General features: G+C 66.1%; 17 protein-coding genes. 7 read left to right on the top strand and 10 right to left on the bottom strand.

Features of this window, described 5'->3' with window-relative positions:
- Positions 1-9: 9 nt before the first annotated feature.
- Positions 10-912 carry a transcriptional regulator GcvA gene (gcvA, locus tag CK489_RS30665; protein ID WP_050627432.1) on the bottom strand — a complete coding sequence of 301 codons (903 nt, stop codon included), beginning with the start codon at positions 910-912 and terminating at the stop codon, positions 10-12.
- A 206-nt stretch (positions 913-1,118) separates the two neighbouring features.
- Between gcvA and CK489_RS30670 the strand changes: the two genes are divergently transcribed.
- From CK489_RS30670 to CK489_RS30685, 4 genes are all read left to right on the top strand, one after another.
- Positions 1,119-1,625 (top strand): PaaI family thioesterase, encoded by a 507-nt coding sequence (locus tag CK489_RS30670; RefSeq protein WP_050627433.1) that lies wholly within the window; start codon positions 1,119-1,121, stop codon positions 1,623-1,625.
- An 11-nt stretch (positions 1,626-1,636) separates the two neighbouring features.
- A complete protein-coding gene (locus CK489_RS30675) occupies positions 1,637-2,884 on the top strand; it encodes an MFS transporter (RefSeq protein ID WP_095734962.1) in 1,248 nt (415 codons plus the stop codon).
- Between the two features lie 85 nt (positions 2,885-2,969).
- A complete protein-coding gene (locus CK489_RS30680; protein WP_095734963.1) occupies positions 2,970-3,674 on the top strand; it encodes an AraC family transcriptional regulator in 705 nt (234 codons plus the stop codon).
- A gap of 73 nt (positions 3,675-3,747) precedes the next feature.
- Positions 3,748-4,512, top strand: a complete 765-nt coding sequence (locus CK489_RS30685) for a sulfite exporter TauE/SafE family protein (RefSeq protein WP_095734964.1) — start codon at positions 3,748-3,750, stop codon at positions 4,510-4,512.
- 104 nt (positions 4,513-4,616) lie between these two features.
- Here the strand turns inward: CK489_RS30685 and CK489_RS30690 are convergent, their stop codons facing one another.
- The 7 genes from CK489_RS30690 to gatC form a co-directional block, all read right to left on the bottom strand.
- Positions 4,617-4,883 carry a hypothetical protein gene (locus tag CK489_RS30690; protein WP_050627436.1) on the bottom strand — a complete coding sequence of 89 codons (267 nt, stop codon included), beginning with the start codon at positions 4,881-4,883 and terminating at the stop codon, positions 4,617-4,619.
- A 1,523-nt stretch (positions 4,884-6,406) separates the two neighbouring features.
- Positions 6,407-7,894, bottom strand: coding sequence for an Asp-tRNA(Asn)/Glu-tRNA(Gln) amidotransferase subunit GatB (gene gatB, locus CK489_RS30695; protein ID WP_095734965.1), 1,488 nt, complete (start codon positions 7,892-7,894; stop codon positions 6,407-6,409).
- A gap of 127 nt (positions 7,895-8,021) precedes the next feature.
- Entirely contained in the window at positions 8,022-9,383 is a 1,362-nt protein-coding gene (locus CK489_RS30700; RefSeq protein ID WP_095735192.1) for a patatin-like phospholipase family protein, read from the bottom strand.
- 159 nt (positions 9,384-9,542) lie between these two features.
- On the bottom strand, positions 9,543-9,827 hold the full coding sequence (locus tag CK489_RS30705; RefSeq protein WP_095734966.1) for a hypothetical protein: 285 nt from the start codon (positions 9,825-9,827) through the stop codon (positions 9,543-9,545).
- A gap of 3 nt (positions 9,828-9,830) precedes the next feature.
- Complete coding sequence (gatA, locus tag CK489_RS30710) at positions 9,831-11,306, bottom strand: Asp-tRNA(Asn)/Glu-tRNA(Gln) amidotransferase subunit GatA (RefSeq protein ID WP_095734967.1); 1,476 nt, start codon at positions 11,304-11,306, stop codon at positions 9,831-9,833.
- Complete coding sequence (locus CK489_RS30715; RefSeq protein ID WP_021078336.1) at positions 11,303-11,539, bottom strand: hypothetical protein; 237 nt, start codon at positions 11,537-11,539, stop codon at positions 11,303-11,305. Before CK489_RS30715 ends, gatA begins: the two co-directional genes overlap by 4 nt.
- Positions 11,540-11,561: 22 nt before the next feature.
- Entirely contained in the window at positions 11,562-11,849 is a 288-nt protein-coding gene (gatC, locus tag CK489_RS30720; protein ID WP_050627439.1) for an Asp-tRNA(Asn)/Glu-tRNA(Gln) amidotransferase subunit GatC, read from the bottom strand.
- Between the two features lie 374 nt (positions 11,850-12,223).
- Between gatC and CK489_RS41520 the strand changes: the two genes are divergently transcribed.
- On the top strand, positions 12,224-12,394 hold the full coding sequence (locus CK489_RS41520; protein ID WP_157860905.1) for a hypothetical protein: 171 nt from the start codon (positions 12,224-12,226) through the stop codon (positions 12,392-12,394).
- Here CK489_RS41520 and CK489_RS30725 read toward each other — a convergent pair.
- The gene (locus CK489_RS30725; protein WP_095734968.1) at positions 12,385-13,464 is read right to left on the bottom strand and encodes an NAD(P)H-dependent flavin oxidoreductase; all 1,080 of its coding nucleotides are present in this window, start codon (positions 13,462-13,464) and stop codon (positions 12,385-12,387) included. The genes CK489_RS41520 and CK489_RS30725 overlap by 10 nt on opposite strands.
- An 18-nt stretch (positions 13,465-13,482) precedes the next feature.
- Positions 13,483-14,523: an NAD(P)H-dependent flavin oxidoreductase gene (locus CK489_RS30730; RefSeq protein ID WP_143278266.1), complete on the bottom strand. Its 1,041-nt coding sequence runs from the start codon at positions 14,521-14,523 to the stop codon at positions 13,483-13,485.
- A gap of 58 nt (positions 14,524-14,581) precedes the next feature.
- On the opposite strand from CK489_RS30730, the gene CK489_RS30735 reads away from it, so the two are divergent.
- Together CK489_RS30735 and ruvX are read left to right on the top strand one after the other, a co-directional pair.
- Positions 14,582-15,472 (top strand): LysR family transcriptional regulator, encoded by an 891-nt coding sequence (locus tag CK489_RS30735; protein WP_095734970.1) that lies wholly within the window; start codon positions 14,582-14,584, stop codon positions 15,470-15,472.
- A 75-nt stretch (positions 15,473-15,547) separates the two neighbouring features.
- Complete coding sequence (gene ruvX, locus CK489_RS30740) at positions 15,548-16,030, top strand: Holliday junction resolvase RuvX (RefSeq protein WP_095734971.1); 483 nt, start codon at positions 15,548-15,550, stop codon at positions 16,028-16,030.
- Position 16,031: the final 1 nt, after the last annotated feature.

The raw sequence follows: 16,031 nt of genomic DNA on the forward strand, positions 1-16,031 counted from the left end.
GGCGAAGAGCTAGCGCTCCGCAAGCGCCGACTGCGCCATCGGCCCCAGGATCCACTCCCGGAATGCTGCGATCTTCGGCAGCCCCTGGCGGTTGTCGGGGCACACGAGATAGTAGGCGAACTCCTCCAGATGTGCGGTCGCCAGCAGCTGGACCAGCTCGCCGCTCTCGATCTCGTTGGCGACCATCGCCGCCGGCAGCAGCCCAGCGCCCTGCCCGGTCAGCACGGCCTTCAGCAGCAGACCGCTGTCGTCGAACGAGGGTCCGCGCGGCGTGCGCACCTCGGCAATCCCGTTGGCCTGAAACCACAGGCTCCAGCCCTTGCGATCGGCGTCATGCACCTGCGGCCAGGTCGCAAGATCGCCGGGAGACGGCGGCCGCCCGAGACGCGCGACCAGCGAGGGCGATGCGACGGCCACCATCTCGACGGTGACGACGCGGTCGCTGCGCAGTCCCGGATAACGGCCGAGGCCATGGCGCACCGCGACGTCGATGCCGCTGCGCGAGAAATCGACCAGCGTGTTGCTGGTGACGATCTGCAGGTCGATCTCCGGATGCGTGCTCTGAAACGACGCCATGCGCGGCACCAGCCAGGCCGACGCAAAGAACGGCGTGACGCTGACCGTCAGCGTGCCGACATCAACGGATGCAGCGACGCGGCGCGATGCCTCCGCGATCTGGCGAAACGCGTTGCGGATCGACGGCAGATAGTCGCGTCCGGCGTCGGTGAGATAGATGCCGCGTGGCACCCGCTCGAACAGCTTGACGCCGAGATGGGCCTCCAGCGTCTTGAGCATCTGGCTGACCGCGCCCGGCGTCACGTACAGCTCCTCGGCCGCGAGCTTCACCGAGAGATGGCGGGCCGCGGATTCGAACGCCTTGAGTGCGTTCAGGGGCGGAAGCCGGTTTTCCATGATTTAGATTTTCTAATCTCGATCGCGCAGTAAATCTGGTTTGCCAATCCGAGGGCCTAGGCGCTCAATCAGCCTAACTTAATGCTGAAAGCCGCGTCAACGCAGAGAAAGTCGAACCAAGAAGATTAGATTATCTAATCTTTCGTTCCGGCACCCGCCAGCGGCTTTCGGTTCCTTGATGAAGCCAGGACTGATGGAACCAGGACATGATTGAGGCCCCAAACACACTCGCTCTGCATGAGACCGGTGCAGACGGCCATCCCAACCAACTCGTCGATCGCATCAATGCATCGCAAGTCGGCAGCCTGCCCGGACTGCTCGACTTCCGGTGGCTCGAAGCCGGACGCGGCCACATCAGCGGCCGCTTCGAGATTGCCGCGAAGCACTTCTCGCCGCACGGCCTGCTGCATGGCGCAAGCATCGTCGCGTTGGCGGACACCGCATGCGGCTTCGGCTGCCTCGCCTCCTTGCCGGATGGCGCGATCGGCTTCGCCACCGGAGAGTTGAAGACGAACTTCATCGGCGCCGCGCGCGAAGGCGTCGTGAGCTGCGATGCGCACCTCGTTCACGCCGGCCGCACCACCCAGGTCTGGGATGCCGAGATCCGCAGCGAGGCGACGGGCAAGACCATCGCGCTGTTTCGCTGCACGCAGATGCTGCTCTATCCGCCCGCCAAGGCAGGCGGTCGCACACCAAAGGGAGAACGATCGTGAGGAACGCCGTCATGCACGCCGGTTATCAAAGAGCAAAGCCGTTCTACGGCTGGGTCGTCGTCGCAGCGGCTTTCGTCCTGACGTTCATCGGCTTCGGCAGCGCCTACACGTTCTCGTCCTTTGTCGAGTCCCTGCAGCGGGAGTTCGGCGCCTCGCGCGGCTCGGTGTCGCTGGTGTTCTCCTTCGCGGGCTTCCTGTATTTCGGTCTCGGCATCGTCTCCGGTCCGCTTGCGGATCGCTGGGGCGCACGCAGGCTCGCCGTCCTCGGAATGGCCCTCGTCGGTCTCGGCATGGTGCTGGCGGGACAGGCGCAGACCAACCTTCAGGTCTATGCCGCCTATAGCATCGGGATCGGCGCCGGGGTCGGCTGCGCCTATGTCCCGACGCTCGGCGCCGTGCAGCGCTGGTTCGTCAAGCGGCGCGGTTTTGCGTCGGGCCTCGCGGTCAGCGGGATCGGGGTCGGGACGCTGGTGATGCCGCCGCTCGCGACCTGGCTGATCACGAGCCTCGGCTGGCGCGATGCCTACGTGGTGCTGGGCGTGGTCGCCGCCGTCGCCGGGATCGGCGCATCGCTGCTGATCGCCGACGACCCGCGCCGCTACGGCACCGGACCGGACGGCGATCCGCTTGAGGCAATCTCCGGCGCGCCGCTTCGTCACGGCGTCTCGATCCGCGGCGCGGTCAAGACCGCGCGCTTCGCCGGGCTCTATGCAGCCTGCCTGATCAGCGCGTTCGGGGTGTTCGTGCCGTTCGTGCACCTGGTGCCGTTTGCGGTTGATCATCGGGTGGCGCCGGCACTCGCCGTGCTGCTGCTTGGGATGATCGGCGTCGGCAGCACCGCCGGCCGCTTCTTCCTCGGCGGCATCGCCGACCGGGTCGGCCGCGATGCGTTCCTGATCGCGATGTATCTCGGCATGGCGGTCTCGCTGGCGATCTGGGCGATGGCCGGCAGCTTCTGGTCGCTCACGGTGTTCGCGCTGCTGTTCGGCGTGTTCTATGGCGGCTGGGTGGCGATCCTGCCCGCCGTGGTCACCGACCATTTCGGCGGCCGCAATGTCGGCGGCATCATCGGCATCCTCTACACCAGCGTCGCGTTCGGGACGCTGCTCGGTCCGAGCGCCGCGGGCTTCGCGTTCGACATCAGCCACAGCTATTTCATTCCGGTGGTGATCAGCGCCGCCGCCAACCTCGTCGCGGCCCTGATCGCTGCCGCGACGATGCGAACGGCCTCGCCGATCGCCTCGATCGCACGGCCGTGACGCCTCATGACGGTCGGTGACATCAGTGCTAGGCTTGGGGATCACCGCCTCCTCGGTTCGAGACCTCCGTGCCCCCCGCTTCGCCATGACCAATGCCTGGAACTATCGGCGAGCAGACCGTGACGACATCGTCGAGCTGGCTTCGTGGCGCGGCGCCGGCTCGCTCGGCCTCAGGCCGCACTTCCATGATGAAAGCCAAATCGTGCTGGTGCTGTCGGGCTCACGCGCCTTTCGCATCGATGGCGCAACGGTGACGGTACCGGCCGGCCATGCGGCGCTCATCCCGGCGGGCCTGTTGCACGCACCGCTGCCGATGCCGGACGAGGAGACGGTTTGCCTGAACGCCTATGTTCCGGCGAGCCGCGCCTGCTCGTCACTCCGGGTCATCGGCATCGGAGCGCGCTGGCAGCGCGTCGGCGAGATATCGCCCGAGCACATCCTCGAGATCGCCGACGACATGCTTTCGCGCACGCCGTCTCCATCAGCCGGGCTCGTCAACCGGTCCAGGCTCGGCGCCGCCCTGACGCAGAGCCTCGAGCCGATCGGCGCGGTTGCCGCAGGCTTCGGGCGAAGCCGCGAAGGGTTCAGCCGCATGGTGAGGCGCGAACTCGGCGTCGCGCCGCATGCGTTCCGCCTGCTCGCCCGGCTCAATCTTGCCCGGCAGTTGCTGCGCGCGGGCGAGCCGATCGCTGCGGTTGCGGCCGATGCGGGCTTCTCCGACCAGAGCCACCTCACCCGGCTGTTCCGCCGCACCTTTGGCACGACACCGGGCGTCTATTGGCGCGACTGAAGCGGCGTCACAGACGTTCCAGACGGACCGCGGCTCCGCCCGCTAGCCTGCTCACCCTCGAATTGGGTGACGCATGGATATCCAGACAAGTCTTCTGCTGCTCGCCGCCGGTATCGCCGGAGGCATCATCAACGCCCTGGCGGGCGGCGCGACGCTGATCACGTTTCCGGCGATGCTCGCGGCGGGCTTGCCGGCCGTCATCGCCAACGCATCGAATGCGGTGGCGATCTCGCCGGGGCATCTGATCGCAGCGCTCGCCGATCGCGGCAAGCTGCCGCCGCCGACACCGCGCACGATCAGCTTCGTCCTCGTCTCGACGCTCAGCGGCGCGATCGGCGCCGGCGTCCTGCTGCTGCTTCCCGAGCGGCTATTCGTGCTGCCGGTGCCGGCCCTGATCGGCTTCGCGACGCTGTTGTTTGCCTTCGCGCCGCAGATCCAGAGCCGGACCATCGGGCAGCAGAAGACCGCGACCCTGCCCTCGACCCGCGCGAGCGCGGCCGTGCTGGGACTGGCATGTGTCTATGGAGGGTTCTTCGGCGCCGGGCTCGGCGTCATCCTGACCGCGGTGCTGTCGGTCACGGAGCCCAACGACATCAGGGCGATCAAGGCGTTGAAGAACCTGCTCGCGACCTGCGTGTCGCTCGCCGCCACATTGATCTTCATCGTGCAGGGAGCGGTGCGATGGCCGGAGACGTTGGCGATGCTGCTCGGCGCCATGGCCGGCGGCTACGCGGGAGGTCACCTGATCCGGGTTCTTCCCGCCAATATCGTCCGGCAGTTCGTGATCGTGGCCGGAGCGGTGATGACCGTGATCTACGCTGCGCGATACTGGTTCTAGATGGAGCGAAGGGAGCCGAGGCTCCCGGCTCGATGGCTGTTGAGCTTGAGCGTTCTCGCGCGAGCGGTTACCGGTTCGCGGGGAGAAAACGCGCCAAACGAAACCTAATGCGTCGTCATCCAGGCGCGGGCTTCGCGCTGGGCAGCCGCGATCTCGACATCGGACATCTGCTCGGCGACTTCGCGGCGGTGCGCGATCGCGTCGGTACGTCCCTTGAGCGCCGCCAGGTTGAACCATTTGTGCGCCGCGACGAGGTTGACCACGCCGGAGCGGCCGCTCGCCCAATACATGCCGCGCTCGAACAGCACATCCTGGATTGCAGTCGCGGCAACCGGGACAGCGCTATCCTGATCGATGACCCCCTGAAACATTGTCGTCATTCCCCTTTTCTTGTTGGCCGCCCTCCCCCGAGCGCGGCCCCCGTCCACTGTTCAACTACCCTGATATCCCCGGGCTGATCTCTTGATCATGCCCCGCGTTGATCCCGAGGGATCACCGCTCGCCGGTTGCCGGCTTGTTGGGATGATCATGGCCCATCAAATTTGAAGAGCGGTTTAAGTATCGCGATGAACGGGATGTAAACCGGCGCCGCCGGGGGCGCCCGGCGGAATCGCAGAAGTGCCTGTGCCGCAGGCACTTCTGCGTATTCGTAAACGCCGGTTTACCCTGGTGCTTCGGACAACGATAACCATGGCGGACAATGGCCCGCGGGCGCGCGACGGCCCTGGCGCGCACTCAGTCTCGAGATTGACGGACGGGTGGCACGACCGCGAGCGATCCACCGAACGGCGCGCAGCCGGGTGCACGCGCGCATGCAACGCGAGGCCGTAAAGCCTGACGTCGGTCCAGAACTGGAAATGGGAAAATGGTTGGCGGGGCGCGGACTGCGCAGGCCGCCGGAACGAGGGGGTCGGCGAACACGTCAGGACCAGATTTCAGTCGGCATTCTCGCCGGTGAAATTGCGGAACCAAGCCGGTCCCGCACCGAACGAAGAAATCTCTGTTTCTTCTGCCGGACCGGTTTTGGGAAGGTTGCCCTCTCCGAAATTCGATCCAGCCGTTTGACCTGATGTCTCGCCGACACCCTCTTTCGTCAGCCAGAGCCTTGGGTGGGATGTGCCTCTCAGCAGTCCGTCCGCTGGCTCTCGCGACGTGCCGGCGTCAAGCCGCCGGCAATCCTCTCAAGGCGAGAGGCTTACTTCTTCTTGGCGACCTTGCGGGTCTTCTTCGCAGTCTTCTTCACTGCGCTCTTCGCCTTCTTAACCTTCTTCGCCTTCTTTGCCTTCTTAGCCATGTTGCCCTCCAGTATGTGAGATGGCTCTACTTCGCTGCGTGCACTCGGGAATCGATATGCACTACTTCCCGAATACACCAACAGATCGAAAAAAACAGTGTCCCGCTTAAGGAAGTGTTGACGCAGCGGTGGCAGTGCGCACAGCGCGCGCCGCCGTTCAAATCGACGACGCATTCGCGCGACGATGCAAGAAGTGCAACAGCTGTCGACATCGGCATTTGTCAACGTTGCGGGAAATGCCTTGTATTGTAGGCTTTCATTGAATTCGCATTGAAGCGATCGATGCGCGATCGTCGTTGCGCTGAGTCGCGGGCGGCGACGAAAAGCGGCGCGTCGCCGACGCCGAGTCGTAATTTTTGGCAACGAAAAAATTTTCGTGGGAAAGACGGCTTTTGCCTCGTTTGCGGTCATCCGAGCCGGTTTCGCGAACGAATCGCAGCTTCGCCGATTCGGCGCCGAGGGCGTCAGTGCGACCGTCGAGGGAGGCTGTGAGCTGGGATCACGCCGCGTTCACGCGCGCGCGACGAGGCGAAAGGCGATCGCGCGAGAGCATGATCCGGTTGGATCATGCGCCAAGGACAACATCATTGTCCTGTTCGGTCAGATGCCGAGCTTCGACTTCAAGAGGTCGTTGACCGCCTGCGGGTTCGCCTTGCCGCCCGACGACTTCATCACCTGGCCGACGAACCAGCCGACCAGTTGCGGCTTCGCCTTGGCCTGCTCGACCTTGTCGGGATTGGCCGCGATGATGTCGTCGACCACCTTCTCGATCGCGCCGAGGTCGGTGACCTGCTTCATGCCGCGCGTCTCGACGAGCGCGCGCGGATCGCCGCCTTCCTGCCAGACGATCTCGAACAAGTCCTTGGCGATCTTGCCGGAAATCGTTCCCTCGCCGATCAGATCGACGATCGCGGCGAGCTGTTGTGCCGATACCGGCGAGGCCGCGATCGCAACGCTCTCCTTGTTCAGCCGGCCGAACAGCTCGTTGATCACCCAGTTGGCGGCGAGCTTGCCGTCGCGCGCCTTGTCGGCAAGACCCGACAGCACCGTCTCGTAGAACTCTGCGCTCTCGCGCTCGGCGACCAGCACGCTCGCATCATAGGGCGACAGGCCAAAGCCCGTAATAAAACGGGACCGCTTCTGATCAGGCAGTTCCGGCAGCTGCGCCTTGAGGCCGTCGACGAAGGACTGGGTGAACTCAAGCGGCAGGAGATCGGGATCCGGGAAGTAACGGTAGTCGTGCGCCTCTTCCTTGGAGCGCATCGAGCGCGTCTCGCCCTTGTTCGGATCGAACAGCCGGGTTTCCTGGTCGATGGTGCCGCCGTCCTCGATGATCTCGATCTGACGCCGCGCCTCGTACTCGATCGCCTGGCCGATGAAGTTGACCGAGTTCATGTTCTTGATTTCGCAGCGGGTACCGAACGCGGTCTCGCCGTAGCGGCGCACCGAGACGTTGACGTCGGCGCGCAGATTGCCCTTCTCCATGTCGCCGTCGCAGGTGCCGAGGTAGCGCAGGATCGAGCGCAGCTTGGTGACATAGGCCTTGGCCTGCTCGGCATCGCGGATGTCGGGCTTGGAGACGATCTCCATCAGCGCGACGCCGCACCGGTTGAGGTCGACATAGGACATCGTCGGCGACTGATCGTGCAGCAACTTGCCGGCGTCCTGTTCCAGGTGCAGCCGCTCGATCCCGATGGTGACGCTGCGGCCGCCGTCGAGCTCGAGCGATACCTCGCCCTCGCCCACGATCGGCGACTTGTACTGGCTGATCTGGTAGCCCTGTGGCGAGTCCGGATAGAAATAGTTCTTGCGGTCGAACACCGAGCGCAGGTTGATCTTCGCATTCAGCCCGAGACCGGTGAGCACCGCCTGGCGGACGCACTCCTCGTTGATCACAGGCAGCATGCCCGGCATCGCGGCATCGACCAGCGAGACATGGGAATTGGGCTCGCCGCCGAACGCGGTCGACGCGCCGGAGAACAGCTTTGAGTTCGAGGTGACCTGGGCATGGACTTCCATGCCGATCACGACCTCCCAATCGCCGGTGGCGCTCTTGATCAGTCTATGCGGGGCGGCAGCTGCGGTCATGGATCTCGGTTTCCGGATAGGTGATATCTGGGATGGATTGGGCTTCGCGCAACCAACCGCGCCAGTCAAGCCGGCTTCCTATCCCCTTGCAGTCCCTTGGGGCCCGGCGCCAGCGCATGAACGCGGATCAGAGCCCGCGCCGGAACTGCTGGTAGGCCTTGCTCGAGCGAAGCGCGTCCGCGCCGCCCGCGATCAACTGGTCGACCTGCTCCGGCGGCAGCGACAGCCGGGTCGGGATGGCGTTCAGGATCCCGGCGCGTTCCGGTCCCAGCCGGTCGAAGCCGAGCCGCTCGACATAGATCGCGACGTCGCCGCACTTCCAGCCGGGGCCGACGCCGAGCCGGCTCCGATCCGCCGCCGACAGGCCGCAGCGCCAGCGCTTCAGCTTGCCCGACCAGTCGCCGGCGAGTGACGTGAAGGCGGCGTAGCTCGAACGCACGCTGGAATCGATCGCGGTGTCGGCGGCCGCGGACACCAGCTCGACGCCGTTCGGTCCTTCGAGCGTCTGCACGAAATCGCCGGAGACGCCGCGGCCGGCATCGACCACCAGGAACAGGATGCGCTTCAGCTTGGCCGCCTGTCGCTCGTCGAGCGGCTCGTAAGGACGCTGCGCGGCGAGCAAGCCGATGCTGAGCGCGGACAGCCCGTAATTGTCGACCAGTCCGCCATCGAGCAGCTTGACGTAGCGCATCGAGCCGTCGCGGTAGCGGGCCTGGGCCTCGGCATAGGATCGCAGCAACGGTTGCGCGTTCGGATCGTTGCGCACCCGATCGTACCAGGGCGGCAGCGGCGCGGCGCAGCCGCCGGGATAGGTTTGCAGCACGATCGGGGCGAATGCCAGCGGCACCGCGGCGGATGCCGCCACCGCTTCGGCGACACGATAGGAGCGGATGTCGCTGCACAACGCGTCGAACGAGGTCTTGCCGAACACGAACGGCGTGCGGTTGTAGATGTCGGAGGCGTTGATCCACACCCGCGGCCGGCGGTCGTCGGGCAATGCCTCGAACCGCGCGCCGTCGAACAGGTTCTGGTCGAGCCAGTCGGTGAACTGGCTGTCGTTGACGCCGCCGCCCAGCGCGCGCCCGATATTGCCGAGCGAGATCTTGGTCTTCAGTCCCTCCTCGGCATTGCGCAGCAGGAAGCGTTCGCGGAAATCGGCGAGCGCCGCGCGCCGCTTCAATCCGAAATAGGCGGCGGTGACCGAGCCGCCGGAGACGCCGGAGACGAAGTCGACGCGATCGAGCAGCGTCTTGGTGCCGGCGGCGCTGGAGCGCACCCGGTCGAGTTCTTCCAGCACGCCGAACGAGAACGCCGCGGCGCGCGTGCCGCCGCCGGAGAACGACAGCGCGAGCAGCAGATCATCTTCGTAAGGTGGAATTTCGCGGGCGCTGCTGTTGTCAGCGAGCGCGGCACCGAGCGGCACATTGCCGGGCAGATTGTAGACGGAGGCGCAGCCGGCAAGGCCCGCTGCCACCACGGCCACCAGCAGTGCTGACAGCCATCCCCCTATGCCCGACCCACGCACGAATACTCTCTTTTGCCACTGGCCCCCGCCCGGTTCCACCAGCCTATCACGGCCAATCTGGGCGGCGGCATGGCGGCCGAAACACGGTTAATGCTCGCGGTGCCTCAGCACCGCGCCTCGCGCTCACGAGGCCGAAAGCGCGGAAACAATCCGCTCCCACTCGGCCTCGAGCGTGTCCTTTGCGACCGGCTGGCCGGCCTGGCGATACCAATAGCCGGCATTGCCGAGGTCGCCCTCGACGCGATGCAGATAGGCATGCACCCAGGCCGAATTGGCGTCGCTCTCATTCATCACGATGCGGTGCGCCTGGTCCCAATCGCCCTTCTTCGCCCACCACAGCGCCGCGAGCGGTGGCGGCAACGCGTCGTCAGGCGCAGCGTCAGCGAGACTGGTGCGGAAATCCGCCATCGTTCACCACCATTTTGGCGCGGTGAACCGGCCGGCCGCCTGCTCGATCACCTCGCCGAGCGAGAACAGCGTCTCCTCGTCGAACGGACGGCCGATCAGTTGCAGGCCGAGCGGCAAGCCCTGGCTGTCCTTGCCGGCGGGCACAGCGATGCCGGGCAGGCCTGCCATGTTCACGGTCACCGTGAAGATGTCGTTGAGATACATCTCGACCGGATCGGCCCCGCCCTTCTCGCCGATGCCGAACGCCGCCGACGGCGTCGCCGGCGTCAGGATCGCATTCACGCCCTTGGCGAAGCAGTCCTCGAAATCCTTCTTGATCAGCGTCCGCACCTTCTGCGCACGCAGATAATAGGCATCGTAATAGCCGGCCGAGAGCACATAGGTGCCGATCAGCACGCGGCGGCGGACCTCGTCGCCAAAGCCGTCGGCGCGAGTGTTCTCGTACATCTCGATGATGTTCTTGCCGGGATCGCGCAGTCCGTAGCGCACGCCGTCATAGCGCGCGAGGTTCGACGAGGCCTCCGCCGGCGCCACGATGTAGTAGGCCGGCAGCGCGTATTTGGTGTGCGGCAGCGACACCTCGACGAGCTCGGCGCCGGCCGCCTTCAGCCATCGCGCGCCCTCGCTCCAGAGCTTTTCGATCTCGGCAGGCATGCCGTCGAGCCGATACTCCCTGGGGATGCCGATCTTCATGCCCTTCACGGACTTGCCGATCGCGGCCTCGTAGTCCGGCACCGCGATGTCGACCGACGTGGTGTCCTTCGGATCGTGCCCGGCCATCGAGCGCATCAGGATCGCGGCGTCGCGCGTGGTGCGCGCGATCGGGCCGGCCTGGTCGAGCGAAGACGCGAACGCCACGATGCCCCAGCGCGAGCAGCGGCCGTAGGTCGGCTTGATGCCGACGGTCGCGGTAAACGCGGCCGGTTGGCGGATCGAGCCGCCGGTGTCGGTCGCCGTCGCGCCCATGCAGAGCAGCGCCGCCACCGCCGAGGCCGAACCGCCGGACGAGCCGCCCGGCACCAGCGTGGTGTTGCTGCCTTCACGGCGCCACGGATTGGTGACCGGTCCGAAGCACGAGGTTTCGTTCGACGAGCCCATCGCGAACTCGTCATTGTTGAGCTTGCCGAGCAGCACCGCGCCGTCGCGCCAGAGCTGCGAGGTCACCGTCGACTCGTAGGGCGGGATGAAGTTGCCGAGGATCTTCGAGCACGCCGTGGTCCTGATATCGCGGGTCGCGAACAGGTCCTTGATGCCGAGCGGGATGCCGGCCAGCGGTCCGCCCTCGCCCTTGGCTATCTTCTCGTCGGCGGCCCTCGCCATCTCGCGGGCACGGTCAGGCGTTTCGAGCACATAGGCATTGAGCACCCGCGCGGCCTCGATAGCGGCGAGATGCGCATCGGCCAGCTCAGCGGCGGTGAAGGACTTGCTCGCCAGGCCCTCGCGGGCCTCGGCGATCGTCAGCGATGTCAAATCGGTCATTTATTGATCGGGCTGCAGAAGAACGGAGACAGGGTTTTGTCGTTGGCGGGGTCGTCTTGGCGCGCCCGGTTGTTGGCATTTTCCTTGGCGCGGGCGGCATCGAGCGCCTCGAGATGGTCGAGCACGGCGTCCATCGCCGCATTGGGATCGGCGACCTTACCCTTGCGCTCCATCGCATCGAGGAAGTCCATATAGGCCTTGTAGGCCTTCTCATCGTCGCAGAGCAGACACATTGGACTTATCCGATCGGGCTGTTTACTCGACCACCTTCGGCACCAGGAAGAAGTCGTTCACGGCATCGGGCGCATTGCGGACGATGACATCGGCGATCTCGCCGTCATTGACCACGTCGGCGCGCTTCTTCATCTCCATCGGCGTCACCGAGGTCATCGGCTCGACGCCCTCGATATTCACCTCCGACAGCTGCTCGACAAAGGCCAGCATCGCGTTCAGCTCGCCCTGGAGATGGGGAACTTCGGCGTCGCTGACCGCGATCCGCGCCAGATGCGCGATGCGGCGGACGGTCGTGGCATCTACGGACATTATATAGGGCCTCGGGTGGTCAGGCTGAAAGGTCAGCCTGCCGTATAGCAGAGGCCGGTTTTGCGCCGCAACCGCGCCAATTCCGCGCCTTCTGGGCTTCCGCCCCCCGGCTGTCCCCGTCGAGACGTTTCCGGGCGGGCATTGGGGCTGCAAAACCCCGCGACGAAACCACTTCGTGCTCGCCACGAAGTTGTCCGGAAACATTGCCGGCGCCTACTCCCTCCAAACAGAAAAGTTCGGAGCGCGTCATGTCAATGCTCGAAAGCCGCCCCCGGTCGGAGGGCTGGGACCCCGCTCTGTGGTCGATCGGCACAGTGCTCGGGATCGCAATCGTATACGTGGCCTGCCTGGTCTGAGCGGGGCGAGCAATAGCCATGTCCCAGGCAAAGGCTCTGCAGGAAAAGGCCGAGATGTTCGAACGCCGCGCCGAAAGCGCCGCGGATCCGATTTCCCGGCAGCATTACAAGGAAATGGCCGCGCATTATCGCAGGCTCGCGACCGAGCACCTGGACATCAGCCGGGACGAGGCCGCGCGTCAGGCCTGAGACAGCGCCCCCATCCGCGCCAGCGCCGCGCCCGCCAGTGCGCGGGTCAGCTCGGCGGCCGGCATCTCCTTGCCCATCCGAACCGCCTGCCCGGCCCACAGATTGGTGAAATCGACCTTGCCCTGTTTTTCGGCAGCCGCCTTGAGCGGCCCGAGCGCAGTGGCCGCGTGCGGGAACGCCGGCGCGTCAGGCGAGATCGGGCCGACTTCGCGCATCACACGATTGGCGACGCCGCGTGCAGGACGGCCGGTCATCACATTGGTGATGACGGTCGATTCATCGCTGGCCTGCGCCAGCGCAACACGGCCCTGCGCGCTCACCTTGGATTCCGGGCAGCGTAGATAGGCTGTGCCGACCTGCACGGCCGAGGCGCCAAGCGCGAAGGCCGCCGCGATCCCACGCCCATCGGCGATGCCGCCGGCCGCGACGACCGGCACCTTCACCGCATCCACCACCTGCGGCAGCAGCGAGAATGTCCCCGGCTGCTCGGCAATATCATCGGTCAGGAACATGGCGCGATGGCCGCCGGCGTCGGCGCCCTGCGCAATGATGACGTCGGCGCCGTTCTCCTCGAGCCAGATCGCCTCCTTCACGGTCGTCGCCGACGACATCACGATGGCGCCCGTCCCCTTCACCCGTTGCAACAGTGTTGGCTCCGGCAGGCCGAAGTGGAAGCTGACGACCTCGGGCTTCAGCTCCTCGACCACCGCGCAGAATGCCGCATCGAACGGCGCACGGTTCGCCCCGTTGATCGGTGCGTTAGGATCGAGGCCGTGCTCGCGGTAGTAAGGCGCGAGCCGCTGCCGCCATTGTGCCTCGCGCGCCGGATCGGCATCGACCGCCTTGTGGCAGAAGAAATTGAGGTTGACCGGCGCAGACACGCGCTGGCGGATGATGTTGACCTGCTCGCGCGCCTTCTCGGCCGACAGCATCGCGCATGGCAGCGAGCCGAGCCCGCCGCCCTGCGCCACCGCGATCACCAGCTCCGCGTCCATCACGCCGGCCATCGGTGCCAGCACGATCGGGAATTCGGTCTTGAAGCGATCGATCAATCGACGGTCCGGCCACATGGTGTGTCTCGCGTTTGTTCAGGTCAAAGAGGAGAGAAAGTTGCGCCGCCCCTGCAGCGACTGCTCGGCTTCGGCGACGATGCGGCCGACGATCTCGGCCGCGGGAACGATATCATGGATCAGGCCGACGGACTCGCCGGCAAACACCGCGGCAGTGTCGAAATTGCCTGCTTCCCTCGCGGCGGCATACTCCACCGCGATCTCGTCCGCGCGCTGCATCAGCTCGATCTCGCGACCGGACCAGCGCCGCAAATGATCGTTGGCAAGTGAACGCGCGGTGAACGGCGCCGGCCACATCAGCTTGCGCGACCAGTCCATCACCACGCCGCGCACCGTCTCGCCGCTCTTGGCCGCGCGGATCAACTGCTTCGCCTGCTCGGGCGCGTCGGCCTCGACGCTGGCATAGAAGCGCGTGCCCATCAGCACGCCGGAGGCGCCGAGCATCATCATCGCAGCCAAGCCGCGGCCATCAGCGATGCCGCCGGCCGCGACCACAGGCACACGTCCTGCCGCGAAATCGATGATCGCAGGCACAATGTCGAGCGTGGTGCGCGACGCGCCGTGACCACCCGCCTCCGTTCCCTGCGCGATCAGGATATCGGCGCCGCAATCGAGCGCCGCTTGCGCCATCTCCTCATTCTGCACCTGGCAGATCAGCAGCGCGCCGGCGGCTTTGATACCAGGCGCGAACGGCGCGGGATCGCCGAACGACAGCATCACCGCGCGCGGCCGCGCCTCCAGCGCGATGTCCATCAGCTCGGGTTGCTTGGCGAGACTCCAGGTGATGAAGCCGATGCCGAACGGACGGCGAAATCCCCTGAGCGCCGCGGTCTCCGCCGCGAGCCAGGCCTTGTCTCCGTAGCCGCCGCCCAGAATGCCGAAGCCGCCGGCCTCGCTCACCGCCTTCACCAGCCGGCTCCCCGTGATCATCGCCATCGGCGCCGCCAGGATCGGATGTTCTGTGCCCAGACGCGCCGTCAATTCGGTGCTGATCGGCATGCGCTTGCTCCCTGTTCTGGACTTGCTGTTCTGGACTCCAAGCCTAAGCGGGCCTAACATTCTGTCAAAATGAATACTAGAGAACGCTGCCATCTCTAAATTGAAACGGTGGTCCCTGATGGAATTGACCGACCTGCTCACCTTTTCCACGGTCGCCCGGCTCGGCGGCATCACCCGGGCCGCCGAAGAGCTGAATACCGTGCAGTCCAACGTCACCCAGCGCATCAAGGCGCTGGAGGCCGAGATCGGTACAGCGCTGTTCGAGCGTCACAGCCGCGGCATGTCGCTGACCGGCGCCGGCCGCCGGCTGTTGCCGTATGCGCAGCGCATGGCAGCGCTGTCGCGCGAAGCCGTGCTCGCCGCGCGCGACGACGGCGAGCCGAAGGGCCCGCTGTCGATCGGGTCGATGGAGACCACCGCAGCGGTGCGGTTGCCGACGCTGCTTGCCGAGTTTCACCGCCGCTATCCGGCGGTGCGCCTGACCTTGCGCACCGCGCCGACCGCCGATCTCGTGGCCGCCGTGCTTGACGGCTCGCTCGATGGCGCCTTCGTCGCCGGTCCGATCGAGCATGCCGAGCTGTCCGCAACATCGGCCTTCACCGAGGAACTGGTGCTCGTCACCGCGCAGCGCTGGAAATCGCTTGCCGCGTTGCGCGCCGGCACATCGGAATCGGGCCCGACCGCACTGGTGTTCCGCACCGGCTGCACCTACCGGCAGCGCCTCGAACAGGTATTCACCGAGTTCGGCTGGCCGTCGGCCGCGCGTTTCGAACTCGGCACGCTCGACGGCATGGTCGGCTGCGTCGCCGCCGACATGGGCGTGACGCTGTTGCCGCGCGCGGTCGTCGAACGCGACCACGTCCAGCGCGACATCAATATCCACAAGCTCAATCCGAAGCATGCGCAGGTCCAGACGCTGTTCATCCAGCGCCGCTCCGCGCACCAATACAGTCCGTTGCAGGGCCTTGTCGCGTGCCTCGGCGGCGACGATCGGGTGATCGCCGCCTGATCGGCATTTTCGCATGGAGGCCCGCCCGCCGGCAGGCTTTGCCTCGGCGCGCGGCTGCGTGCTAAGCGCAGGGTCATGCCCGCCCCTATCCTTCCCCTGATCGAAGCCGCGCCGCATTGGCCCGACCGCGGCGCGCTGGTCGGCCTCGACCTCGGCACCAAGACCATCGGCGTCGCCGTCTCCGATCCGGACCGGCGGCTCGCGACCGGCGTCGAGACCATCCAGCGCAAGCAGTTCAAGGCCGACGCGGCGCGGCTGCTCGCGATCGCGGCCGAGCGCAACGCGGTCGGTTTCGTGCTGGGCCTGCCGATCAACATGGACGGCAGCGAAGGCCCGCGCGCGCAATCGACCCGGGCCTTTGCCCGCAACCTCTCAAACCTCACAGCGCTAGCGATCGGGCTGTGGGACGAGCGGCTCTCGACTGCGGCGGTCGAGCGCGAGTTGATCGGGATGGACGTCAGCCGCGCCCGGCGCGCTGAGGTGATCGACGAGCACGCCGCGATCTTCATCCTGCAAGGCGCACTCGACCGGCTCGCAAAGCTGCGCGGAGAGCGCTGAC

Origin of the sequence: Bradyrhizobium sp. UFLA03-84 (assembly GCF_002289535.1) — a bacterium.
GTDB lineage: Bacteria > Pseudomonadota > Alphaproteobacteria > Rhizobiales > Xanthobacteraceae > Bradyrhizobium > Bradyrhizobium viridifuturi.